Consider the following 22,996-nt stretch of genomic DNA (forward strand, 5'->3'; position numbering starts at 1 on the left):
GAACAAATTGAGCGGTTCTAATCGCTTCATAAATAGCAGTGTATTGAGTTGTTTTCCCTTTGGCTTTGAACTCTAAGACAATCATTTTACGTGGAAAACTTATACGCAAAGAATTATATCATATAAAGGTTGCCGTAAAACGGCGAGGCTTTAGACCCAGTTTTTTGGTAAAATTAAATATTAAGTAGATTTGGATTTAATTAATAATTAAAATTCCGGCAAAATAAACTCATATATTGATCATGTTCCGGGTATTGGAAGAAATTATGAAGCATTACCTGAAGCCAAATCACCTTTTTCAATCCCTAGATGACATTTTAGCTAAACATTCTGTTAATCCATTAAGTCTTAATCCTCAGAAAACCTTAATGACTAGTTTTGTAGAACTGGAAGAAAAAATTGCTGAAATTACTACAGACACAGAATTAATTCTCGCCTTACGGGATACCTTAGAAATGATTATCTCCGCCCAGGTAAAAAACTTCCCAGAAAATATCTTTTGGGATTTTGATTTTCTGATTAGTAGTATGGTCAGACAGGCTTTGATAGCAGATGAAGGTGCTATTGCTTTTTTAGAATGCTTCGGTAAGAAAATGATCTTACTGATAGAATTATTCGGTATTGAAAAAGAAATTCGCTTCCGCTATGTTCACGATTTTATGTATGGTTTTGATTGGGCAAGATGGGTACAAAAGGAACCACAAACACGCTCAAATTCTGGACTTTTTAGTTTAGTTTTTCTGGACTATTTACTGATGAAGGGGGAAAAATTGATTAAACATATTAATTATGACCAGGTGACATCCTATAACCTGAGTAATACAGGATACCGTAATCCCTTCGATTTCTCCCGTGAACCGGAAGATGAACACCTGCTGCTAACTCATTTGGCTCAAGAAAAATTGATTCCTGTGGAATTATGGAATTGGGATACCAACCCTAAATGGAATCAACCTTTCCAAGAAATGCGCCAGGAGTTAGCATTGAAGTTAAAGATTAAACCCCAGAAACACTAATGAAAGCATTTGTCGCCGGAGCAACGGGTGAAACAGGTCGCCGCATTGTTCAAGAACTCATAGCACGAAATATTCCCGTTCGGGCTTTGGTCAGAGATTTAGATAAAGGTAGGGCTATTTTACCTCCTGAAACGGAGTTGGTTGTGGGCGATGTCTTACAACCCCAAAGCCTGAATGCTGCTTTAGGAGATAGTACAGTTTTGTTGTGTGCGACTGGCGCAAGCCCTAGTTTCGACCCCACTGGCCCCTATAGGGTCGATTTTGAAGGGACTAAAAATTTAGTCGCTGCGGCTAAGTCTCAAGGAATTGAGCATTTCGTTTTAGTATCTTCTTTATGTGTTTCTCAGTTATTCCATCCCTTGAATTTGTTTTGGCTAATTTTGGTGTGGAAAAAACAAGCTGAGGAGTATATTCAAAAAAGTGGTCTGAGTTATACCATTGTTCGCCCTGGTGGTTTGAAGAATGAGGATAATTCTGATGGAATTGTTATGCAGAGTGCTGATACATTATTTGATGGTAGTATTCCTCGCCAAAAAGTGGCTCAGGTGGCTGTGGAGTCTTTGTTTGAAACAACTGCGCGGAATAAAATTGTTGAGGTTGTGGCTAAACCGGATGTTGCTGGTAAAAGCTTTGCAGAGTTATTTGCTAATGTCGCTTAATCAGGAAGTGTGAACTTTGCCGAAATCAGTGCGTCGATTATTGTTGTTAGTAAAGAACGAATTTTAAGGAGTCTGACACTGAAAGACTTTAAACTCAAAGGTGTTGAGAATCTGATTGGCCCCATCGCCTCACTGCTGGGGTTTATATGTTTGTTGCAGTGGTACATATATGGTACATTGCGATCGCCTGTTGAACCCGTCTTTACAGTCCCACAACCGCCTTTAGTGATGCAAGGAGGAGATCCTTATATCCGCGCTTTGATGCGAACCATCTCCGCTAGTGAAGCCAGTGGTAATCGTCCCTACTCTCTTCTCTATGGTGGTCAGCAGGTTAATAGTCTCAGCCGTCACCCGGAAATCTGTGTCACCATTGTCAACGGTCCGAATCAAGGTAATTGTTCCACTGCGGCTGGTAGATATCAAATTATTAATAATACTTGGTTTCAAATCGCCCCTCGCTATCATCCTCACCCTCCTAACCAGATGATGTTTTGGTCTGGTTATAGTTTTGAAGCCGAGTATCAAGATGTGGTGGTTTACCGTTGGTTGAAGGATAAAAAGGTTTGGGGAACTGATATTTCTCAACTTTTGCAAAATGGGAAAGTTAAGGATGTTTTGCGGCGACTTTCTCCAACTTGGACGAGTTTGGGATACGGTATTGAAACTAATTCTATTAGTAGTTCTTTACCGAAGATTTATCAGAAAATGTTGGCTGAGGAGTTAACGAATACTAATAAACCAGAATCTGTAACTACGACTCCCTAGCCTTGAGTTTTTAAGTAACTAGGACTTACGCATAATCTACGTTTTCTTGGCGTTCTTGGCGGCTTGGCGGTTCGATAAATCAAGACTTTTGGCAATTGTTACGTAAGTCCTGTTAACCACAGAGTTATCCCTCTTTTGTCACTCTCGGAAATAAACAAGCAGTACAATAAATTATACAGATGAATAAAAGAGTTTGAATCTATTCATGAATTTGATATTGTAGCTGTATCATTCATATTAAATATTCTGCAAAATCATTTATAGCCCACAAGACTTAAAGCATGATTAGCTACCACTTACCATTGCTAGCGCTTGTTAGCCTAGCTTTATTCGGTTGCAATATCCAAAGCAATACCATATCACCGCCTACTGAAGATTGGATAGTGACAAATGTTGATGATGGGGACAGCCTCACCATAAGAAAAACCACTGGTCAAGAGATGAAGATAAGCCTATGTGGTATTAATGCACCAGAATTAGACCAACCACAGGGGAAACAATCTCGTGATGCACTGCGATCGCTCATAGAGTCCTATAATAATCAGGTGATGGTTTCGCCAATAGGAAAAGAGAGGGATGGCCGCACACTAGCAGAAGTGTTTATTACTGTTCCCGGTGGCAAAAAGTTTTTAAATGAAGAGCAAATATATTCAGGTAACGCCTATCTACAAAAAGAAGACGCTGGTAAATGTCCCAATGAATCAGCTTTAATAAATGCCTCAAAAAGAAATACAAACACAGCAACTAAGTTTAAAACTTATGTAGAAAAAGATACCTATTCTATTTCTCACCCATCATCATGGATTGTACAAAGAAGCAGTAGAGAATTAGTAATTTTTTCTAGCCAAAAACTGACAGGTAGCAGTGAGGAGCTTCCTTTAAATTTGATAAAAACTGATATTAAAATAGAACCTACTAATTTTGAGGAAAAGATTAATAGGTTAAATTCTGCCTCTGAAATAAACTTAGGTAATGAAAGACGAATCAAAGAAGAAAAATTAAATATTGGAGGTATAGAAGCATATCGAGTTTGGGGGGGAATTGATCAAGAAATAAATTCTGTTCTTACTTTATTCAAAAATAATAATGAAACCATATCAGTGCATACTTTCATTAATATTAATAATACCAGCGCCTTGCCAATAATTTATGAAACTCATAACTCTTTTATGTTACTAAAAAGAAATTAAATCTGTAATTTATAGGTTTATCACTCACCCCTGTATCCATTCCCTAGCTGTAGCGAATAGAGGGAATTTTACCTAGAATTAGTTAAGAATTGTCTGATGTTTCTCACAAATTCTTCGGTATTTTCTAAGTGAATATTATGCCCAGCTTGGTTAATTATTTTTAGCTGGGTCATTGGGTATTTTTGAGCTATTTCTGCGTTGATATCTCTAAATTTTTGATCATGTTCTCCTACTAATAATAGTAATGGTATGGTGTTTTCTGGGAGTTTTTCCCATAAGGAAGGTTGGTTTCCTGTTCCCATGATTTGTAATGATTTAGCTAATTCGCTTGGATGATTTTGCAACCGATTTTCTAGCATGGTTTCAAATTGGGGATGATTTTTGATTGCGCCAAAGATGGGTTGAATGTACCAATTGCGTAGAAAAGTGGCGAAATCTGTTTTGGTGGTAGTTCTGGCTAATTTTCTGGCTATTTGATTATCACTGTTAATTCTGGCTAATCTTTCTCTTTCTGTTGCTAAACCTGGAGATGCTGATTCGAGGATAACTTTAGGAAAACGCTCTGGGAAATTTAGGGTTAAATATAAGGCTAATCTTCCACCCATTGAATAACCTACTAAGAAGCATTGGTTTATTTTTAAGTTGTTTAATAAGTTAATTATGGCAATGGCTATGTTTTCCATTTTGTAGTATTCGTCTCCACCTAAGACTTGGGTTTTACCATGTCCGGGGAGGTCGATAGTCAGGAAGGAAAATTCTTTATTTAGTAATTTTATAACTGGTTGAAATTCATGTAAGTTACCGATGAATCCATGTAAAAATAGTATAAATGGTTTGTTTGAGTTGTTGATTGATGTGTAGTTTAAGTGATACATATCATGGGGAATTTAGAGGAACGAACCACTAAGGACGCAAAGGACACGAAGGAAGAAGGAAGAAGGGTTTTAGAGGGTTTTTTCTAAGTAGGAATAACGAACCACAGAGACACAGAGTACACAGAGAAATTAGGGTTTGAGTGGTCACTGAGCTTGTCGAAGTGAGATATTTTGCGTAAGTCCTGCTAGGTTTAAATTCCGTGGCTTTTGCCAATTACCCAGTTACGTCGAAAGAAGCGGGCTAGGGCTGGTTCTTCTAGGGATAGGTATATGGGGCGACCGTGGGGACAGGTGCGGGGGTTGCGTGTCTGTTGCCATTGATTTAATAATGTCTGCATTTCTTCTAGGCTCATGGGTGTACCATTGCGTATGGCGCTGCGACAGGCGACGGCTATTTGGGCGATTTGTAAGTCACCTCCCCAACTCAGTTCCAAAATTGCGTCTGCACGGTCTTCTCGGTTTTTTAAGGGTGCGGGTATGGTGCGAATTGCCCACAGTTGTTCGCCGAAGGGTTCTATGTCTATGCCGATTCTTTGCAGTTGTGATATCTGGGCTGGTGAGAGTTGATAGAGAATGATGGCTGGTTCTATGGTTACAATTTGCCAGTTGTCACAAATCTGCTCATATAATACTCGCTCGTGGGCTATGTGTTGTTCTACTAGCCACATACCGTTGGGATGTTCTACTACTATATATGTGTTGCTGAGTTGAGCGATCGCTTTTAATGAGGGCTGAGTGGTGTTTTCGCTGCGGCTATTCTGGGGATTAACGTTGTAACCGCCTTTGGCTTCTGCGGCTTTGAGTAATTTACTAACTCTGGTTGTGTGGAAGGATTCTGGCAGATTCGCTGCACTGATGCGGAGGGCTTGGTTAATTCCTTGGGTAATTTGTTCTTGCCAATAACCAATTTCATGGAGGTAAATTTCGCTTTTGGCGGGGTTACGATTCCAGTTAATTTGGTCTGGAGAAATGGCAAGTTTTAATAAACAAATAGGATAGCGATCGCGCGGCAATGTTTTGTAAAATGCTGATAAAATTGTTTGCTCTAATTCTGGACATTTTACCATCCTGCCATTAATTGCTACCCTCACCCAATCTGGGCGACGACGATGACATCTATCCGGTAATCCCACTACTAAATTCAGGGCTGATTTGTGGGGATGGGGTAATTCTAATTGGATTTCTTGCAAGTCCCCTGGACGCACTTGGGGAAGAATTTGCGGTAACAGTTGTCCGGTGGTAGGGGCGGGAGAAATGGTAAACCATTGGCGGTCATTTTGCCAAACCTGCCAAGTTACATGGGGGTGACACAGGGCGATTTGTTGAATTGCTAATTGTACCCCTCGCATTTGCTGGGCGCTGCTGGGTAAACCTTGACGACGAGCTGCACAATTACCGAAGAGATGAGAAACTGTCACTACTGTACCAGGTGCGATCGCAGTGGCAGCAAATTCTACAGCTTTACCACCTTCACCATAAACCACCCGCCAGCCCACATTACTTCCCGGTGGACGGCTCAAAATTTCTAAATCTGCCAAAGTTGTCAAACTGTGCAAGGCTTCACCGCGAAAGCCCAAACTGTCAATCTTCCATAAATCGTCACTAGAACGAATTTTACTGGTACTGTGTGCCAGGGCTGCTTGCTGTAAATCATCTTCGTCGATACCGCAACCGTTATCTGCAACGCGAATGCGCCACTGTTGCGGCCAAAGAGAAACTACAATCCTAGTTGCACCTGCGTCTAGGGAATTTTCGACCAATTCCCGGACTACAGAGGCTAAGGAGTCGATGACCTCGCCAGCCGTAATCAGATATACAACTTCTGTGGGTAGAGCTTGAATAGTAGATGCCATAAATTATAGTGTAGGCTATGAGCCAATCACTATATACAATAAGTATTTTTATTAACAGTTTCGCAGAATTTTTGATTCATTGTAAAGAAACCCAGATTATCGGTTTATTCTTGATAGATTGCTTGTAAGGTTCTCCACAAAAAAAACTTATGAGCAGTGATTTAGTTGCTGAGGTTCATGACCTCAAATTGCGTCTGCAATGGGGACAACCAGGGTTTACAATCATTGATGTGCGCGATCGCTACAATTACAATTACAGTCGCATCACTGGTGCAATCCCCATTCCCTTAGATGAACTAGTACAACGCGCCCAGTCCGCACTACACAAGGAACGCGAGATTTACATCTATGGCGATGTTGACACACAAGCAGGCTATGCTGTGCAATTATTAAGAGCAGCTGGGTTTATTCGTGCCTGTGTAATCAGAGGCGGTTTAACAGCCTGGAAAACAGTTGGTGGTGCTACAGAAGGCGTAGCTGCTTAAAATTTTATCCGCTACATCTAAAACCTCTGCGTAACTCCCCTTTTACTGAGCGTGAATCTACATTTAATAACTTATAATTTTTGATTTAGCGATTTTAAAAAGACATCAATATATTGGACTTTCTTCTTGTTTTCTGACAATGCAAAAAGTCGTTGTGCTTCTTCTAAAACAGGTTTAGCTTCTTGATATCGCTGGAGAACATACAAAGCAAAACCATACTGATAATTTGCTTCAGCATCATTACGATTATTCATTACGGCTTGCTGTAAAAATACAAGTTTATCTTCACGTTTTTCATCATTCATTAATCCCAAAATTGCTATATCTTTAAACCTGTCAAAGTCCTCTTTTAATGAGAACATAGGATCATTTTCTCTCAGAGGTTCTAACTTGAGAAACTGGCTAATACGATCAGCTATTTGCTGATGATGAACGAATCCCGCAGTGTAGTAATCACTAAATGGTATATACTCCCCAGAGTCCATAACTAAAGCTACTCTATACATTGTAGTACCTTTATTTTTCCTGGATTTTTGTACAGTTATACCACGAAGATCACGGATTCTGTATTCTGCTTGGAAATTACCTAACAATCCATACTTTTCTACAGTCAATAGTCCTAATGTCTTGTCTATCTTGCAAAATACAACTTTGCCAAAGGAAACAACTATTAGTAAACCCACAGATATAGTCAGACCAGGAACGAGAAAAGCAGATAAACGATTACTTGATTCAATGAATAGATTTTGTTGCTGAGTATCTTTAAAAAATATCTCAATTTCTTCTACCCATTTTTTGACTGTTCCATACTTCTCAAATGTGTAAATAGGGTAAAATTCACCTTCATTTGTTAATAACAGTAAACGAGATTTATTTTCACTTCTTGTATAAGTCTTGATTTTTGTGCCTTGAATATCCTTTCCAAATAAAATTGTGTCTTCTGACCAAAGTAATCCAGTGATAGAAGCTTTACAAGTTACTAATAAATTGGTGTTTCGCTGACAACTGAACACCCGTGAGTGTGGCCATGAAAATACCATTAACACACCGATACTAGTCAAGACACCGCCCAATATCCACGCTTTCCAGGTACGTAGGCGCAGAGTCATCTGGCTATGATTTTGGTGAATAACTTTCATATTATGTATACAGTATTATTCTCAGTTTGTTGTAACTCAGATTACTTTTACATAATCAATATTGTCTAGAATCTAAATTGCATAAAATCAAAGAATGAATACTCACAAAATCTCTGCGTCACTCTGCGTTTAATCCTGAACATTGTGGGATAAGTATTCTCACCCCACAAAATGAATTTCTCAACTAATCTTTCATCGCCAAAACTTTAGGAAGTTCAGGTTTAAGTAACTTATTCAATAGAGATGCAGGTGGTTGATTATGAGGCCAAGCAAAAGCATGGCGGAAAGCTGCATTTTGACAAGCTTGTAACTGTTCAAAATTAATAATGTCGTAAGTCAAAAGATTTTCGTACTCAAAGGGTAGACGCATATTATGCAGTCCCGCATTATCAGTACAAATGGCGATATCAACACCCGCTTCAAAACAACGGTCAAAAACTAATTTTAATTGGCGAATATCTTGTAAAGTTCCTGTTTTTAGGTAAGTTGTGGGACAAACTTCTAAACATTGTCCCCTTCTAGCGATATCTGTTAATAATTCCGGCGATAACAGGGGAATTTGGATACCGTGACCAATTCGCATTAGGTAGGGTAAAAGTTGGGGGTAACAGCCATCGGTGGTTTCGTAAAGGTGTCCAGTTGTATTAATGCCGTGCGATCGCGCATAATCATACAAGCTGACCCATTCTTCTAGACGTTCTTCATAATAGCGATCGCCCCCAGCCACATCAATACCACAAACATACTGTTTATTCTCCACAGCCAAATCAATTATCGCCCTATTCACTTCATACGGTAAACGGGAGTGCATACAGAGAATTTGACTCGTAACAATGGGATATTCTGGCAAATAACTCGCCCTTCCCACCACATCGACAATTTCCGCCATTTTGTCAATTCTGGCATTTTGACTCAAATGCTCAGGTGTCCTTAAATATGGCGTATAGCGTAATTCTAAATAAGCCAAATTTTCAAAGATATAAGCCCCGCGCAGCAAGCGATAAATAAAGTAAGGTAAAGTTTCTACAGTTTGGACACTTTCTACCAAAGTGTGTAGTTCTAAATACTCATCTAAAGTATTGCGAGGACGGGTGTAAAAGTCCTCAAATTCTGAATATTCAGCAAAACGAGCGATTAAATCCGTAGCATGACGCTCAAAGTAACGCCACAACACACGGGGAACAACTGAACCCCCCAGGTGTCTATGTAACTCAGCATACAAGGCCATAATGTTATTTTTTAGATAAAAAGTTCATTAATTGTAACAAAAGCCATAAATAAAATAATCCCTAACTGCCTCTGATTTTTAAGTATCGGAAACAGAAATCACCTAAATTTAGTCAAATAAAACATAAATCGACCAAAAATCAGATTAATAGTTGTTTTGGGTAAAAATGATGAAAGCCAAAATATTTTTATGTAGTATCTTCGTGTTACTTAGCATCAGCAGCCTGATTGTTCTAGCAACTACAAAGTCTCAAAATGCTATTAAAGCAGAGGTAGTTACTACGTCAAAAAATCTCCCTCAAAACTTAGAAACCGCAGTGCGAGAAAAAATGGCGCAGCAATTGCAAATTAACAGCAAACTCCTCAAACTAACAAAATCTGAAATAGCTACTTGGGAAGACTGTTTACCCGACAAATCAGGCGTGATTCCGACTCAAGCTTGTTCAGCTAAATCCCTCTCTGGATGGCGTGTAACTATCAGTGGTCAAAAGGAAAATTGGGTTTATTATGTGACTAATAATGGATTGATTACCCTTGATGCCACTGCAAGCTTAAATACAAATATTCTCTCAGCTTTATCCAAAAAGTTGGCACTCAAACCCGATAAAATTTCTATTATTGCGGCACAACTAACCAAAGGTTTTCCTACTTGTTCTATTAATGGTACTTGCGATATTCAGCCAATTTTAGGCTGGCGTATTCTAGTTAAAGGGAGAGAAAAGCCATTTTTCTTAGGAATGAATGGTCAAGATTTGAATTATGGGAATTTAAGTTTATTTCTGCCCTCAGAAACTGAAAAAATGCCCCGTAATCTGGGGAAAAAAGTTTTAGAAGATGTTGTAAGTCGCCACGATAAATTAACTTCTAATCTCGAAGTTGAAAGTATTAAATTCATAACATGGAATTTGTGTAATGGTGGGGGACCTACAAGACCAGAAATGGGAAATTGTCCAAATATAGACATATCAGGTTGGCAAATGATAGTTATGAGTGGTGATAATCGCTATGTTTACTATATTCCCCAAGCCGCTACTTTAGATCCAAATTTTGATGCTTTACCTGATGGAATGCAGAGTTTATCTAATTCATTAGTAACAACCATCAGAAAAGAGGCAGCTAAATGGGTAAAGGTCTCAGAAAATATGACGGGTCTGCACTCGACAACTCCCAAATTTTTTGATGGTTGTTTGAATATTGATAACCAAAATTTAAGTTGTCGCCAGTCAATTCAAGCCGGATGGGAAGTTACTGTTTTTGGCGGTAATGTTCCTAGTGGAAGTCCTTCATGGGCAAATGCTTCCTCTTCTTATAATGTGAATCTGGCTGGTAACGATATTCGGTTTATACAGTCTGGTGTCTGGATTCCAGTACCTTAAAAGTGTGTGATTATATTCTCATAGCAACGTAAAGGAATGAGCGAAAAAGAGGAATTATCGCAGAACTTCTATTTTTTTAGGTTTAAATCCAGATGATGATAAATTTCCTTAACAAAATATCCTCTGGTAAATTCGCGTTTTCGCGTCTAATCTGACACAGATTTTACCCACTCTCTCACCGCTTTTCTCATCGCCCTTCTTCCCTCGGTGCGATTTTCTTCAATCAATCGGGGTAACTCACGAATTGGTAAACTAGGAAAAACCAAACTGGTTTCAGATTCTATATATTCCCCATTTTGTAAGAGATAAATCTTTAATTCTCCTGAGTCATAACACCAAATTTCAGGAACACCCAACCGCGCATAAATCGGAAATCGATTTAAAGATTTACTAGTAACATCAATTTCTAATGCTAAATCCGGAGGCGGGTCTTGGTTTAAATCTAAATCAAGCTTACCTCTAATCGCTGCTTCATTTTGGAAATAAAAACAATCATCTGGTTCTAAACCAGCCATACGGCTTTGCTGCTTCCAGGTAGTTGAACCATAACTTTCATATTTTAAATCTAATTCTAAAGCTATGTCTTCAATAGCGATGCTGAAACTTTTTTTATAATATTCGTGTTCCGGCAAAGGTGTCATAATTTCTAAGTTACCGTTGTCGTAAGCTATTCTGGCTGCACGACTTTCTCCCAAATCTTGCAAAAGATTTTCAAATTGTTTCCAGCTAATATTGTAAAGTACGACTCTATCGGCTCGATTTTTCACAGCTATCATAATTTTCTGACTCCTGTAAATCAGCAATTAGCCCTACTTAAATTTTGACTGATTTATCGAAATTTTGTGAACAATTGTAGGTATAGCGATCGCACGCTAATTATGTGCCATGATCAATTTTCCCCTTCTTCCATTGCTACTTATTATTTTCTTGACAAAGACCTCATAATCTGATAATAATTGTTATTTGTGGAAACTTTACCCTTTAATATAATCTCTTGGCTAACGTAATTGTCATAGGTGCCCAGTGGGGCGATGAAGGAAAAGGTAAAATAACAGATTTACTCAGCCGCTCCGCAGATGTGGTGGTACGTTACCAAGGGGGAGTGAACGCTGGACATACCATAGTAGTCGAAGGTCAGACGTTTAAGCTGCACTTAATCCCCTCTGGTATTCTGTATCCTAATACTGAATGCATTATTGGCTGTGGAACAGTCATAGATCCGCAGGTATTAATAGCAGAACTCGATCAACTAGAAGAACTAAATATTTCTACTGCCAAGCTGTTAATATCTGAGACAGCCCATGTCACCATGCCTTATCATCGGTTGATTGACAAGGCATCAGAAGAGCGACGCGGAAGTCATAAAATCGGTACCACGGGTAGAGGCATTGGCCCCACCTATGCTGATAAATCAGAGCGTACAGGTATTAGAGTTTTAGACTTGATCGACCCGGAAGCGCTACGCGAGAAGTTGGAATGGACGATAAATTATAAAAACACAATTTTAGAAAAACTTTACAACTTACCGCCTTTAAATCCCCAAGAAGTAATTGAGCAATATCTTGGTTATGCCGATCGCTTGCGACCTTATGTGGTTGATACATCATTAAAAATATATGATGCCATCCAGAAACGGCGCAATATTTTGTTTGAAGGCGCACAAGGTACACTCCTGGACTTAGATCATGGGACTTACCCTTATGTCACCTCCTCTAACCCTGTAGCTGGTGGGGCTTGCGTGGGTACTGGTGTAGGGCCGACAATGATAGACCGGGTGATTGGGGTGTCAAAAGCCTACACTACAAGAGTAGGAGAAGGGCCTTTTCCCACCGAATTAGATGGAAAAGTGGGAGAATTGTTATGCGATCGCGGTGCAGAATTTGGCACAACTACAGGACGTAAGCGGCGCTGTGGCTGGTTTGATGCCGTTATCGGTCGCTATGCAGTGCGAATTAATGGTATGGACTGTATGGCTCTGACCAAGCTCGATGTTCTCGACGAACTAGAGGAAATTCAAGTTTGTGTCGCCTACGAAATAGATGGCGAACGCTGCGAACACTTCCCCACCAGTTCCCGTCGTTTCGCCCAATGTCGCCCCATTTACAAAAGCCTTCCAGGATGGCAAGTATCCACAAGCGAATGTCGTACACTGGAAGACTTACCACAGCAAGCACTAGACTACCTGAAATTCTTAGCGGAATTAATGGAAGTTCCCATTGCGATCGTCTCTTTAGGAGCTAGTCGTGATCAAACAATTATCGTCGAAGACCCAATTCATGGGCCAAAACGAGCTTTATTGCATCCCGACGGTACACCCGCTTCCTTATTAAGTGCTTAAATTAAGACACGATATTGTCTCAAACCAAGTGCTAACAACCGATAACCGATAACTGATAACTGACAAATTGTATGGCTATTCAAGTCGAATCTCAAAAACGCCCAGAAGGTAGCAAACCCAATGCATTACGCCGTTCTGGTCTGATACCTGCTAATTTATACGGCCACAAAGGTGCTGAATCAATTTCTTTGGTAGTTGATGCTAAAACTATTGAGCGTCTACTCAAAAAAGCTGCCGTTAACAAAACAGAAATTGAACTGAATATTCCGGAACTGGAATGGAACGGTAAAACTGTATTGCGAGAAGTTCAATCTCATCCAGCTAAAGGTTTTATCTATCATGTCAGCTTTTTTGCTTGTCCTCAAGATTAAGGGCAGTACCAAAAAATAAATTATCTATTCCACAAGAATAGATATATTGCAAATCCTTGATGATTAGCAGCTAAAATGCTTAGTCTACAAGAAGTTTTGCTTTGAATACAGACTGGTAATTTATCTATCTAATAACTTGAAAATTTGTGATAATTGCTGATTATACCAGGGTTCAACCCCTGGTTTTTTGTTAAAAGCATGAGATTATGGATTATGTGAGTTTGTGTCTGACTCTTGAAAATTTGTGAATCCTGCGGGATTTATGTTGAACTTATCGAAGTGTCCCATCCATAATTTTTATGACAGAAGTAAATCTTCCAGTTTTAATTCAGCAAATGCTAAAGCCGGGATTTTATCCCCATGAAGTCACAGAACCAATTCAACTGATTCAAACTCATATTTCCTATGTCCTACTCACGGGAGATTACGCCTATAAGCTGAAAAAAGCAGTCAATTTTGGTTTTTTAGATTTTTCTACCTTAGAGAAACGCAAACATTTCTGTCACGAAGAATTGCGGTTGAATCAACGGGGCGCAGCTGAACTGTATTTGGAAGTGTTACCTGTAACTGTTGCTAATGAGCAATATCAGCTAGGCGGAACAGGTAAACCTGTGGAATATGCCCTGAAAATGCGCCAGTTTCCCCAAGAGTTACTATTTAGTACATTGTTTGAGGAAGGTAAGTTAAATGAAATTCACCTGGAAGATTTAGGGAAAATTGTAGCGGAATATCACGCTAAATCTGCAAGTAATGATTATATTCGCAGTTTTGGTGAAGTGCCACAGGTACGGGCTGCAATTGATGAAAACTACCAACAAACTGATAAATATATTGGTGGTCCTCAGACACAGAAACAGTTTCAGGAAACCAAAAAATATACAGATAGTTTTTTTGTAGAACGCCCAGAATTATTTACTAGCAGAATTACGAATAATTACATTCGAGAGTGTCACGGTGATTTACACCTGAGAAATATTGCACTGTGGAATGATAAAATTACTCTTTTTGATTGCATTGAGTTTAATGAGCCGTTTCGCTTTGTAGATGTCATGTATGATGTGGCGTTTACGGTGATGGATTTGGAAGCGCGACAAAGCCCTGATTTAGCCAATGCGTTTTTGAATACCTATGTTGAGCAAACTGGGGATTGGGAAGGATTGCAGGTTCTACCTTTATATTTGAGTCGTCAGGCTTATGTGCGGGCTAAGGTGACTTCATTTTTGTTAGATGATCCGAGTGTACCCGCGATCGCTAAGGAAGAAGCGACAAAAACAGCAGCAGAGTATTACAAACAGGCTTGTGATTATACTCAACCCAAACAAGGTAAATTGATTTTAATGTCTGGGATATCGGGTTCCGGTAAGTCAACAACGGCCAAATATTTGGCCCGTCAACTACAAGCTATTCAAATTCGCTCTGATGCAGTGCGGAAACATTTGGGGGGAATTGCGCTTGAGGAACGTGGTGGGGATGATTTATACACTGCGGAAATGACTGAGAAAACCTATGCTCGGTTGCTAAGTTTGGGAATTATGCTGGCTCGACAAGGTTTTAATGTAATTTTAGATGCCAAGTATGATAAACGACATCTGAGACAAGAGGCGATCGCCCAAGGGGAAAAATACCAACTTCCTCTGCAAATTATTTACTGCACAGCACCTTTAGAAGTAGTGCAAGAGCGTCTGGCTAAACGTATGGGTGATATTGCTGATGCTACTGTGGATTTATTACCATCACAACTTCAGCAAGCCGAAGCATTTACCCCAGAGGAACAACCCTATGTGCAAACTTGGGATACCACCAAACCGCCACAAGCACAATTAAAATAAGTACTTAAACCATAGTATTTATCACCTTATGGCACCAAAGAATCAAGGTTTACCCCCCATCTCGTCTGAATTTGTTTCTCAACTTATCTTTGGGGGATTTTTAGTATTCATATTGCTGATGGCGGGGTTTTCAGTACCCCTGAGTATCTTTGTCGGCATTATTGCTGGTTTCGTTTTAGGTTGGTTTACTAGTACTAGTCAGAGCGGCCCCCAGGAAACTACTGTCGCCTCATCTGACGGGATCGATACAGGCTTAAAATACTGGTTATTTTTCCTGTTAGGGTTTGTATTTTTGGGGTATTCTCCACCTACGAGTATTTTGCTGGGTGCGATCGCAGCTATTGGTGGCGGTTGGATGACTGCTTGGTGGGGAAGTAAAGAATCAATGAAAACTCAGCTACCAATGGAAGCTTTAGAGGCGGATACAAATGACACTCCTAGAGAAAGGATCACCAAACAGCAAACTAGAAGGTTGACCCGTCGTTTTCGTCGGCCTTCTGGAAGTTTCAATTTCCGGTTTTGGGAAAAGTGAGGGTAATTCGTAGTTCGTAATTCGTAGTTCGTAGTTCGTAATTCGTAATTCGTAATTCGTAGTTCGTAATTCGTAATTCGTAGTTCGTAATTCGTAGTTCGTAGTTCGTAATTACCAAAAAACGAGGAGTGTCAAAGCAAAGAGCCGGATACTGAATATGTTTTTATATCTCTCTAAGTTACTACCACTATTTTTTTATCCTCTAGGACTGGCGAGTATTAGTTTAATAGTGGCCTTGGTAACATTGTGGAAACGACCACGGATAGCCGCGATCGCTATTTCTTTGGCTTTAAGTTTATTGCTGGTTTGTAGTAATGGTTGGGTGGCGAAATCTTTGGTGCGATCGCTAGAATGGCAACATCTTCCTCTTAGCCCAGTCCCCAATGCTGAGGCCATTGTAGTTTTAGGTGGTGCAACTAAATCAGCCTATCCTCCCAGACCTGGTGTTGATTTAAGTGAAACAGGCGATCGGGTCATTTATGCGGCTCAATTATATCGCCAACAGAAAGCCCCAATGATTATTCTCAGTGGCGGTCGTATTGATTGGCGTGGCGGTGGTCAGTCAGAATCAGCAGATATGGCGGATGTCCTCACATCTCTTGGTATCCCCTCTGAGGTAATTATCCAAGAACCGGACTCTCTGAATACCTATCAAAATGCAGTAAATGTCAGGAAAATTTTAGTCTCCCGTGGCATTGGTAAAGTATTATTAGTCACTTCTGCAATGCATATGCCGCGATCGCTGAAAATTTTCCAGCGTCAAGGTATGGATGTCATTCCAGCACCTACTGATTTTCTTGTCAGTCAAGGTGAAATCCAAGAACTCAGCAGCACTCCCAAAGCCGCCATCCTCAATTTATTACCCGACACCAATAACTTAAATCAATTTACTAGCGCTCTCAAAGAATACATTGGCAGTTTTGTATATAGCTGGCGCGGTTGGCTGTGAACATAATTTCATTAACTAGCACAGAAATCTTCAGATAATGTCTAAAAATTTACCCTACATTATGCCCTCACCTGAATTTGAAGTTGAGGAAACTTTTGCTAACTACCACACAACTCAAGAATTTTACCAAGAAGTTTACACTCGCTCAGAGTTTGAGAATTACTGTCAATGGTATGAAATCACCGCAGAACAGCATCGCCAAGACTTAGAAAAAATGCGCGGCGAATTCAATATTTTCCAATGGTTTCGCCGCTCGTGAGGGATTTAAATCAGTTCTAGTTCATTCTCACGTAAATGAGCTTTAAATTTTTTAGTAAACCTGACTAAAATTGGCAAATTAGCACTGACTGGTCTACCTTGCCATTCAGTAGCAATACTTATAACTTCGCCCTCTGTACCTTTAATATCACAAGCCTGACCTCGATGCTCAGGATGATGATACATGACCACCGACTCTTTAACACGGACGCGATCGCCAACTTTCATAACAAAATTTACACCTTGCTTTTGCTGTTCCACAAGCATCTCCACAGGCACTCCTCACTGAACTGCTTTTTATTGAAAAAACTGTTTCACGGTCACTTTTCAGATTCCATTGTGGCAGAAACTCTGTTGTACACCTCTGTAACTGATATACAAACAAAGCCTGCCCACGCAGGCTTTAATAGTAGTTGTCAGCGACATTCGAATATTGAAAAACCCGCTTTGGTTTTGCTGTGTGCTTTAACGACAAATCCAATTCTACAACAATTGACGCTCTCACCACTAATTGCTAGGTAATGTGGATTGCCGTCATTAGTCATTAGTCGCCGGACAGATAGATTGTATTCTGGGGGGAAGTTGCCGACATATTTGTTGAAATCCTTGAGGATTAAGTTGCCACAAAGCAAATAATCCCACACTTATACCCCCCACTACAGCAGCCAATAATCCTCCGATTAAAATCACAGTCTGAGGCTGAATAGTTGATTTGACTGGGGTAGAAATGGTTGAATCTGGTAGATCATCAACTGTCACATCCACATCAATCAGTGCTGGGGAACTTTCCTCTAAGGTAGATTCTGCTTCTAGTTCTTCTAGTTCTTCTAGTTCTTCCGGTTCTTCCGGTCCTTCTGGTTCTTCAGTTTTAAGAACTTCTTCTGTCAACGATGATGGGGTAACTGGCACTAATTCTTGAGATACTCGGCAAAGAGTCATCACAACAGAAGTATTATCATGACCATTTTTTTCATTTGCTAAATCAATCAAATCGCTGACAGCATCTGCAACTGAAATTTCACCTGCTAACAAGGGAATTAGATAATCCTGCCAAGATTTTTCTACCCAGTCATGATCACTTAAACCATCAGAACACAGTAACAATACACCGTCTTCTTCCAAAATAAAGCGCTTAATTACAATGTGTAGGGATTCAGCATCTTTAGTCCCCAACGCTTGGGTGAGGGCAGTGGCATCTGTTCTCTGACGTGCTGAACGATACAAACTGCGGGCAGAACAAACTTCTCGCGTCGCCACAATATCATCTACCGTCAGTAATTGGCAGGAATTGCGAGTTATCCAATAAGCACGACTATCGCCAATATTAGCCACATAAAGTTCATGGGCATTATCTGACTGTCCCCCAGAAATAGTTGAGACTTGTTGCGGTACTTGTACCGCCATCACCAAGGTTGTGGCCATACGTTCTCTGCCTTGGCGTTTCTGTTCGTCATTAGCCGCAGAGAGGAGATTGTTCACCACCCGTAAGCTGGCTTCTAGTTGTGACTGGAATAAATTAGGCGGAACTGGTTCAGTTTGTTCTCCTACTTCCGTTAATAAAGCCCGGATTTGCAGTTTGAGGGACTGTACAGCCAATTGACTGGCAACTTCACCGCCTTGGTGTCCACCAATACCATCGCAAACAATGGCTAAATGTGGAATAATTATCGGGTCATATAGGTCACTAGCAGTCATGGGGTAACAATTGTCTTCGTTGTGGCGCAATTCTGCTCCCGGATCAGTTGCCCCTGCCACTTTCAGACTTAATGGTAATTCTGCTGCCGATGAGAGTAATAAGGCATTGAGTTGAGTGGCAATAGTTTCTAGCTTCACCTCCGGGCTACACATCTGTTCAATGATCTTTTCTAATTCTGAAGATATTGGGGTATTTACGGATGCTACCCAAGGCTGCCAAGATTTACCTAAATGTAGCAAAGTGGGTTGTTTAGTAGCTGGTGTCTGGTGAAGTTCCAACAGTCGGATACACCAACCATGCGATCGCACATTATCTGCTATCAGTAAACTTTGGGCAACTCCTAAATCTGACAAAGGTAGCCACAGTTGGAGAATTTGCCATAGCCAGTAAACTTGTCTAACCGCCGTTGCAGCTTCCCAGGACTCAGCAATGGCAGGGTAGAGATTTCCCGTCTCATCTAGGGGTACATTTTCCAGCAAAAGGATATCATCTGCATCTGCTTCGGCAGCGTAAAGCAAGCCATATACTTCCGGCAGATGTAACCGTTCTTGGTATAGCTTTAAGTAAGGTATAACTGCTTTTGGTAACTCTTCCGGTACTGTCGGTGCTAACCCTGGGTGAGTATCTAACCACACCTGCGGTGTGATCACCTCATACCTATCTAGAACTTTAGTTCCTGGTGACATAGCAGCTGCTAATGAACCACTAGCCCAGAGATAACGGTGAACTAAAGGAGTTTGACAACTGATACAAGTCCTTTCTTCCACAGGGTTCGTGGGATCAGTACAGTCTGGATTAACGCAATAAATTATTTTTTCTGTCGTAATCATGAAAGTATAAAGTCAAAAAATAAACCAAAGCGTACATTCTGATTAATTCTCAGTTACAGTAACCGCCAAGGAGGTAACGCTAGAATAAACAGGATTCCTGTACCTATGACTACAGATTGTTACTGAAATTCATCAAATATCACGTTTTATTTTCCGTAAACAGTTAAAGTCAAGGTGTATTTAATTTCAACAATACATTTACGTAAATGTAAAGTCTAGAACGGGGCTATGCCTATGCCAAGTTATACCTTAATCTGGCTCCTGGCAGGATCGGTTCTGTGTGTAATAGAACTTTTCTTACCATCGGCTTTTGTGGAATTCATGATGGGAATTAGTGCCTTGATTGTGGCGCTACTTTCTCTGCTGGGTTTGGGGAATGTATGGCTGCAAGTCACGACTTGGCTACTGCTGTCTACATTGCTGATAGTGCTATCTCGACGCTTTTTGCAACCGCGCCGTCTAGAATCGAAACTCAAAGATACTGTTGTCGCTGAAACCTTAACGGCAATTCCGGCTGGGGAAAGCGGGCGGGTGCTATATGAGGGCAATTCTTGGCGCGCAGAATGTGACGATGAACTACTCACCATCGCACCCAATCAAAGGGTTTATGTAGTCAGAAGAGAAGGCACTACCTTGATTGTGATGCCTAATTATCTATTGAGTTAAGAGTGGGCTTGTAGAGAGGCGATTCATCGCGTCTGGGAAGAGGAACTAACCACAAAGAACACAAAGAAGAAAGGAAGGAAGAGAGTTCGGCGCTTCTTGACAAATAAATGGGATGAGCAATTAGGAGAATAAACAAATGGAGCAATTTTTGTTACTCATCTTCTTGGCGCTTGGTGGTTCTGCCGTTGCAGGATCTGTCAAAATTGTCAATCAGGGGAATGAGGTTTTAGTGGAGAGGTTGGGTAGCTATGACCGCAAGCTACAGCCAGGACTGAGGTTGATGTGGCCTTTTTTCGATAAAATTGTCTACCAACAAACTATCCGCGAAAAGGTTTTAGATATTCCTCCGCAAAAATGTATTACCCGCGACAATGTAGGCATTGAAGTTGATGCGGTAGTTTACTGGCGAATTGTGGATATGGAAAAAGCCTGGTACAAGGTAGAAAATCTCCATGCAGCCATGACAAACTTGGTTTTAACTCAAATTCGCTCGGAAATGGGACAATTAGAGTTAGATAAATCCTTTACAGCTCGTTCTCAAATCAATGACATCTTATTGCGAGAGTTAGATATTGCTACTGACCCTTGGGGTGTGAAAATTACACGGGTGGAATTACGCGATATCGTCCCATCTCAGACGGTGCGAGAATCAATGGAGTTGCAAATGGCAGCAGAACGCCGCAGACGGGCAGCAATTCTCACTTCAGAGGGGGAACGAGAATCTGCTGTGAATAGCGCTAGAGGTAAGGCTGAGGCGCAAATTCTGGACGCTGAAGCTCGGCAAAAAGCCACAATTCTCCAAGCAGAAGCGCAGCAAAAATCTATTGTGCTACAAGCCCAAGCAGAACGCCAGGAACAAGTTCTCAAGGCGCAAGCAACCTCGGAAGCACTACAAATCATCACTAAAACTCTGAATAGTGAACCAAAGGCACAGGAAGCGTTACAGTTTTTAATTGCCCAAAATTATTTGGAAATGGGAATGAAGATTGGCACTAGTGACAGTAGCAAGGTGATGTTTATGGACCCCCGCAGTATTCCTGCAACTTTAGAGGGAATGCGTTCTATTGTTTCTGATAGTTCTGCTAATTCTTTGTTTGATGGTGACACACCAAGGGATAGTCACAATCTTTCTAGTTAAGAAGATTAGGAGTTAAAAGTTAATTTTCTGAATTGGTCACTTTTAACTCCTGACTTTTTTAATGGACTCCCATGCTAGTCCCTTGATTCATTTCACATTGACTACACAAACCAAAAAATTCTAGTGTGTGGTAGAAAATTTTAAACTTGTGACTGGATTCTAACTCCTCTTCGAGGTTATGAACCGGACACTGATTAATAGGAATCGACAGGCCACACTGGAGACAGGTGAGATGGTGTTTGTCTTGCTGGGCTAGGTTATAGAGGGCTTCGCCGTTAGCCAAAGTCCTGGCCTGTACCATACCTTCTAGTTTTAAAGCCTCTAGGGAACGGTAAACTGTCGCTAAACCCATGCTCTGATTCCGATTACGTAATTCTACGTAAATATCTTGGGCGGAAATGCCTTGTTTGACAGTTTTTAACAGGCTTAAAATCCGCTCTTGACTGCGGGTGTGTACGGATTTCATAGACAATTATTTAAATTCACCACTGTTGTAGAAGCTGTGATATTGGCTAACTGTTTAATTAACTGCATCTGCTTCGTAATCTTATTTTCACTCAGTTGGGACAGAAAGTTATAGTATAGCGATCGCAGCATTCAGCAAAAAGCCTGTGAAAAGGAAATATATAGCTAAAATTTTCGTGACCCTTCGTCCTTCAGTCTTAGACCCTGCTGGTGTAGCTGTACAATCCGGTCTCCAGCAAATGGGATACAACAATGTGGAACAGGTGCGGATTGGTAAGTACATTCAACTAACCATCACTTCGACAGAAGAGACTAAAGCGCGTCAAGACCTGGAAAGGATCTGTGACCAAATGCTAGCAAATCCAGTGATTGAAAATTATCGCTTTGATTTGATAGAGGTGGAAACACAAACGGGAGTCATGTAACAACAGTTGGGGGATGAAGGAGAAAGGAATAATCTTGATTCTCCACTCCCTACTCCCCACTCCCTACTCCCTACTCAACAATGACTAAATCATGAAATTTGGAGTTTTGGTTTTTCCGGGTTCTAATTGTGACCGCGATGTGGCTTATGTTACCAGAGAATTGCTGGGTCAATCGACTCGCATGGTTTGGCATCAAGAAACAGACATTGCGGATTTAGATGTAATTATTGTACCTGGTGGTTTTAGTTACGGTGATTATCTGCGGTGTGGTGCGATCGCTCGGTTCTCACCAGTTATGCAGCAGGTGGTTAACCATGCTCAACAGGGTAAATTTGTCCTTGGTATTTGCAACGGTTTTCAAGTATTAACAGAAAGCGGATTGTTACCAGGGGTATTAACCAGAAATCGGGATTTGCATTTTATATGCGATCGTGTCCCCTTGCAAGTTGAGCGTACCGATACCCATTGGACGCAAGCCTATACAACAGGTGAAACTATCACCTTACCCATTGCCCACGGTGAAGGTCGATTTTATGCTGACTCAGCCACTTTATCAGCCATTGAAGATCATGGGCAAGTCGTCTTCCGCTATGCAGGAGAGAATCCCAACGGTTCACTCAACAACATCGCCGGAATTTGCAATCGACAAGGCAACGTTTTAGGCATGATGCCGCACCCAGAAAGAGCATCAGATGCCTCTCTAGGCTGTACCGACGGGTTAAGACTCTTTCAAGGCTTATTAGAGAAAATCGCCGCTTTAGCGTAGAGTTTTATCTCTGCGCCTTTCATGACAAACAAGATAGGGGTGCAGCAATGCTGTACCCTTAAATTTTAAGTATGAACATAGTTTGAAAGCAGTTTTAATCACATCTAAATTTATTTGGATTAGAAAAAAGGGGAAAATTTGGTTTTCT

General features: G+C 40.6%; 24 protein-coding genes. 16 read left to right on the forward strand and 8 right to left on the reverse strand.

Annotated elements, in window-relative coordinates:
* Positions 1-266: 266 nt before the first annotated feature.
* The 4 genes from VB620_RS19050 (at position 267) to VB620_RS19065 (ending at position 3,630) form a co-directional block, all read left to right on the forward strand.
* Positions 267-1,016, forward strand: a complete 750-nt coding sequence (locus VB620_RS19050) for a hypothetical protein (RefSeq protein WP_323197758.1) — start codon at positions 267-269, stop codon at positions 1,014-1,016.
* A complete protein-coding gene (locus tag VB620_RS19055; protein ID WP_323197725.1) occupies positions 1,016-1,675 on the forward strand; it encodes an NAD(P)H-binding protein in 660 nt (219 codons plus the stop codon). Before VB620_RS19050 ends, VB620_RS19055 begins: the two co-directional genes overlap by 1 nt.
* A gap of 60 nt (positions 1,676-1,735) precedes the next feature.
* A complete protein-coding gene (locus tag VB620_RS19060) occupies positions 1,736-2,440 on the forward strand; it encodes a glycoside hydrolase family 24 protein (protein ID WP_323197759.1) in 705 nt (234 codons plus the stop codon).
* 383 nt (positions 2,441-2,823) lie between these two features.
* Positions 2,824-3,630, forward strand: coding sequence for a thermonuclease family protein (locus VB620_RS19065; RefSeq protein WP_323197726.1), 807 nt, complete (start codon positions 2,824-2,826; stop codon positions 3,628-3,630).
* 68 nt (positions 3,631-3,698) lie between these two features.
* On the opposite strand, the gene menH is transcribed toward VB620_RS19065, so the two are convergent.
* Positions 3,699-4,505: a 2-succinyl-6-hydroxy-2,4-cyclohexadiene-1-carboxylate synthase gene (menH, locus tag VB620_RS19070; protein WP_323197727.1), complete on the reverse strand. Its 807-nt coding sequence runs from the start codon at positions 4,503-4,505 to the stop codon at positions 3,699-3,701.
* A 191-nt stretch (positions 4,506-4,696) separates the two neighbouring features.
* A complete protein-coding gene (gene mutL, locus VB620_RS19075; protein WP_323197728.1) occupies positions 4,697-6,358 on the reverse strand; it encodes a DNA mismatch repair endonuclease MutL in 1,662 nt (553 codons plus the stop codon).
* 149 nt (positions 6,359-6,507) lie between these two features.
* Here mutL and VB620_RS19080 point away from each other — a divergent pair, with 149 nt between their 5' ends.
* Positions 6,508-6,843: a rhodanese-like domain-containing protein gene (locus VB620_RS19080; protein WP_323197729.1), complete on the forward strand. Its 336-nt coding sequence runs from the start codon at positions 6,508-6,510 to the stop codon at positions 6,841-6,843.
* 71 nt (positions 6,844-6,914) lie between these two features.
* On the opposite strand, the gene VB620_RS19085 is transcribed toward VB620_RS19080, so the two are convergent.
* Both VB620_RS19085 and VB620_RS19090 read right to left on the reverse strand, forming a co-directional pair.
* On the reverse strand, positions 6,915-7,982 hold the full coding sequence (locus VB620_RS19085; protein ID WP_323197730.1) for a tetratricopeptide repeat protein: 1,068 nt from the start codon (positions 7,980-7,982) through the stop codon (positions 6,915-6,917).
* Between the two features lie 184 nt (positions 7,983-8,166).
* Positions 8,167-9,210: an adenosine deaminase gene (locus tag VB620_RS19090; RefSeq protein ID WP_323197731.1), complete on the reverse strand. Its 1,044-nt coding sequence runs from the start codon at positions 9,208-9,210 to the stop codon at positions 8,167-8,169.
* Between the two features lie 166 nt (positions 9,211-9,376).
* On the opposite strand from VB620_RS19090, the gene VB620_RS19095 reads away from it, so the two are divergent.
* Positions 9,377-10,585: a hypothetical protein gene (locus VB620_RS19095; RefSeq protein WP_323197732.1), complete on the forward strand. Its 1,209-nt coding sequence runs from the start codon at positions 9,377-9,379 to the stop codon at positions 10,583-10,585.
* 146 nt (positions 10,586-10,731) lie between these two features.
* Here the strand turns inward: VB620_RS19095 and VB620_RS19100 are convergent, their stop codons facing one another.
* Complete coding sequence (locus tag VB620_RS19100) at positions 10,732-11,361, reverse strand: Uma2 family endonuclease (protein WP_323197733.1); 630 nt, start codon at positions 11,359-11,361, stop codon at positions 10,732-10,734.
* 218 nt (positions 11,362-11,579) lie between these two features.
* On the opposite strand from VB620_RS19100, the gene VB620_RS19105 reads away from it, so the two are divergent.
* From VB620_RS19105 to VB620_RS19130, 6 genes are all read left to right on the forward strand, one after another.
* Positions 11,580-12,923 carry an adenylosuccinate synthase gene (locus VB620_RS19105; protein WP_323197734.1) on the forward strand — a complete coding sequence of 448 codons (1,344 nt, stop codon included), beginning with the start codon at positions 11,580-11,582 and terminating at the stop codon, positions 12,921-12,923.
* A 71-nt stretch (positions 12,924-12,994) separates the two neighbouring features.
* A complete protein-coding gene (rplY, locus tag VB620_RS19110) occupies positions 12,995-13,294 on the forward strand; it encodes a 50S ribosomal protein L25 (RefSeq protein WP_323197735.1) in 300 nt (99 codons plus the stop codon).
* Between the two features lie 299 nt (positions 13,295-13,593).
* Positions 13,594-15,123 (forward strand): bifunctional aminoglycoside phosphotransferase/ATP-binding protein, encoded by a 1,530-nt coding sequence (locus VB620_RS19115; RefSeq protein ID WP_323197736.1) that lies wholly within the window; start codon positions 13,594-13,596, stop codon positions 15,121-15,123.
* 28 nt (positions 15,124-15,151) lie between these two features.
* The gene (locus VB620_RS19120) at positions 15,152-15,655 is read left to right on the forward strand and encodes a hypothetical protein (RefSeq protein WP_323197737.1); all 504 of its coding nucleotides are present in this window, start codon (positions 15,152-15,154) and stop codon (positions 15,653-15,655) included.
* 157 nt (positions 15,656-15,812) lie between these two features.
* Entirely contained in the window at positions 15,813-16,604 is a 792-nt protein-coding gene (locus tag VB620_RS19125) for a YdcF family protein (protein ID WP_323197738.1), read from the forward strand.
* Positions 16,605-16,641: 37 nt separating this feature from the next.
* Positions 16,642-16,863 carry a hypothetical protein gene (locus VB620_RS19130; RefSeq protein ID WP_323197739.1) on the forward strand — a complete coding sequence of 74 codons (222 nt, stop codon included), beginning with the start codon at positions 16,642-16,644 and terminating at the stop codon, positions 16,861-16,863.
* Between the two features lie 5 nt (positions 16,864-16,868).
* Here VB620_RS19130 and VB620_RS19135 read toward each other — a convergent pair whose 3' ends face one another.
* Together VB620_RS19135 and VB620_RS19140 are read right to left on the reverse strand one after the other, a co-directional pair.
* Positions 16,869-17,141, reverse strand: coding sequence for a ferredoxin-thioredoxin reductase variable chain (locus VB620_RS19135; protein WP_323197740.1), 273 nt, complete (start codon positions 17,139-17,141; stop codon positions 16,869-16,871).
* A 258-nt stretch (positions 17,142-17,399) separates the two neighbouring features.
* Positions 17,400-19,388: a protein phosphatase 2C domain-containing protein gene (locus VB620_RS19140; RefSeq protein WP_323197741.1), complete on the reverse strand. Its 1,989-nt coding sequence runs from the start codon at positions 19,386-19,388 to the stop codon at positions 17,400-17,402.
* Positions 19,389-19,622: 234 nt separating this feature from the next.
* On the opposite strand from VB620_RS19140, the gene VB620_RS19145 reads away from it, so the two are divergent.
* Both VB620_RS19145 and VB620_RS19150 read left to right on the forward strand, forming a co-directional pair.
* Complete coding sequence (locus tag VB620_RS19145; protein ID WP_323197742.1) at positions 19,623-20,054, forward strand: NfeD family protein; 432 nt, start codon at positions 19,623-19,625, stop codon at positions 20,052-20,054.
* 136 nt (positions 20,055-20,190) lie between these two features.
* On the forward strand, positions 20,191-21,192 hold the full coding sequence (locus tag VB620_RS19150; protein ID WP_323197743.1) for an SPFH domain-containing protein: 1,002 nt from the start codon (positions 20,191-20,193) through the stop codon (positions 21,190-21,192).
* 58 nt (positions 21,193-21,250) lie between these two features.
* Here the strand turns inward: VB620_RS19150 and VB620_RS19155 are convergent, their stop codons facing one another.
* Entirely contained in the window at positions 21,251-21,658 is a 408-nt protein-coding gene (locus tag VB620_RS19155; protein WP_323197744.1) for a Fur family transcriptional regulator, read from the reverse strand.
* A gap of 145 nt (positions 21,659-21,803) precedes the next feature.
* Here VB620_RS19155 and purS point away from each other — a divergent pair, with 145 nt between their 5' ends.
* Both purS and purQ read left to right on the forward strand, forming a co-directional pair.
* Entirely contained in the window at positions 21,804-22,082 is a 279-nt protein-coding gene (purS, locus tag VB620_RS19160) for a phosphoribosylformylglycinamidine synthase subunit PurS (protein WP_323197745.1), read from the forward strand.
* Between the two features lie 91 nt (positions 22,083-22,173).
* Positions 22,174-22,848: a phosphoribosylformylglycinamidine synthase subunit PurQ gene (gene purQ, locus VB620_RS19165; protein WP_323197746.1), complete on the forward strand. Its 675-nt coding sequence runs from the start codon at positions 22,174-22,176 to the stop codon at positions 22,846-22,848.
* Positions 22,849-22,996 lie beyond the last annotated feature (148 nt).

This window comes from Nodularia harveyana UHCC-0300 (assembly GCF_034931085.1).
Classification (GTDB): domain Bacteria; phylum Cyanobacteriota; class Cyanobacteriia; order Cyanobacteriales; family Nostocaceae; genus Nodularia; species Nodularia harveyana.

Bases quoted from the DNA above. Each gene is read 5' to 3' on its own strand.
- VB620_RS19095 (WP_323197732.1), top strand. From the start codon at position 9,377: ATGATGAAAGCCAAAATATTTTTATGTAGTATCTTCGTGTTACTTAGC.
- VB620_RS19115 (WP_323197736.1), top strand. From the start codon at position 13,594: ATGACAGAAGTAAATCTTCCAGTTTTAATTCAGCAAATGCTAAAGCCG.
- VB620_RS19080 (WP_323197729.1), top strand. From the start codon at position 6,508: ATGAGCAGTGATTTAGTTGCTGAGGTTCATGACCTCAAATTGCGTCTG.
- VB620_RS19125 (WP_323197738.1), top strand. From the start codon at position 15,813: ATGTTTTTATATCTCTCTAAGTTACTACCACTATTTTTTTATCCTCTA.
- VB620_RS19050 (WP_323197758.1), top strand. From the start codon at position 267: ATGAAGCATTACCTGAAGCCAAATCACCTTTTTCAATCCCTAGATGAC.
- rplY (WP_323197735.1), top strand. From the start codon at position 12,995: ATGGCTATTCAAGTCGAATCTCAAAAACGCCCAGAAGGTAGCAAACCC.
- VB620_RS19055 (WP_323197725.1), top strand. From the start codon at position 1,016: ATGAAAGCATTTGTCGCCGGAGCAACGGGTGAAACAGGTCGCCGCATT.
- menH (WP_323197727.1), bottom strand. From the start codon at position 4,505: ATGTATCACTTAAACTACACATCAATCAACAACTCAAACAAACCATTT.
- VB620_RS19090 (WP_323197731.1), bottom strand. From the start codon at position 9,210: ATGGCCTTGTATGCTGAGTTACATAGACACCTGGGGGGTTCAGTTGTT.
- VB620_RS19145 (WP_323197742.1), top strand. From the start codon at position 19,623: ATGCCAAGTTATACCTTAATCTGGCTCCTGGCAGGATCGGTTCTGTGT.
- VB620_RS19100 (WP_323197733.1), bottom strand. From the start codon at position 11,361: ATGATAGCTGTGAAAAATCGAGCCGATAGAGTCGTACTTTACAATATT.
- VB620_RS19130 (WP_323197739.1), top strand. From the start codon at position 16,642: ATGTCTAAAAATTTACCCTACATTATGCCCTCACCTGAATTTGAAGTT.
- VB620_RS19140 (WP_323197741.1), bottom strand. From the start codon at position 19,388: ATGATTACGACAGAAAAAATAATTTATTGCGTTAATCCAGACTGTACT.
- VB620_RS19120 (WP_323197737.1), top strand. From the start codon at position 15,152: ATGGCACCAAAGAATCAAGGTTTACCCCCCATCTCGTCTGAATTTGTT.
- mutL (WP_323197728.1), bottom strand. From the start codon at position 6,358: ATGGCATCTACTATTCAAGCTCTACCCACAGAAGTTGTATATCTGATT.
- VB620_RS19085 (WP_323197730.1), bottom strand. From the start codon at position 7,982: ATGAAAGTTATTCACCAAAATCATAGCCAGATGACTCTGCGCCTACGT.
- purQ (WP_323197746.1), top strand. From the start codon at position 22,174: ATGAAATTTGGAGTTTTGGTTTTTCCGGGTTCTAATTGTGACCGCGAT.
- VB620_RS19150 (WP_323197743.1), top strand. From the start codon at position 20,191: ATGGAGCAATTTTTGTTACTCATCTTCTTGGCGCTTGGTGGTTCTGCC.
- VB620_RS19155 (WP_323197744.1), bottom strand. From the start codon at position 21,658: ATGAAATCCGTACACACCCGCAGTCAAGAGCGGATTTTAAGCCTGTTA.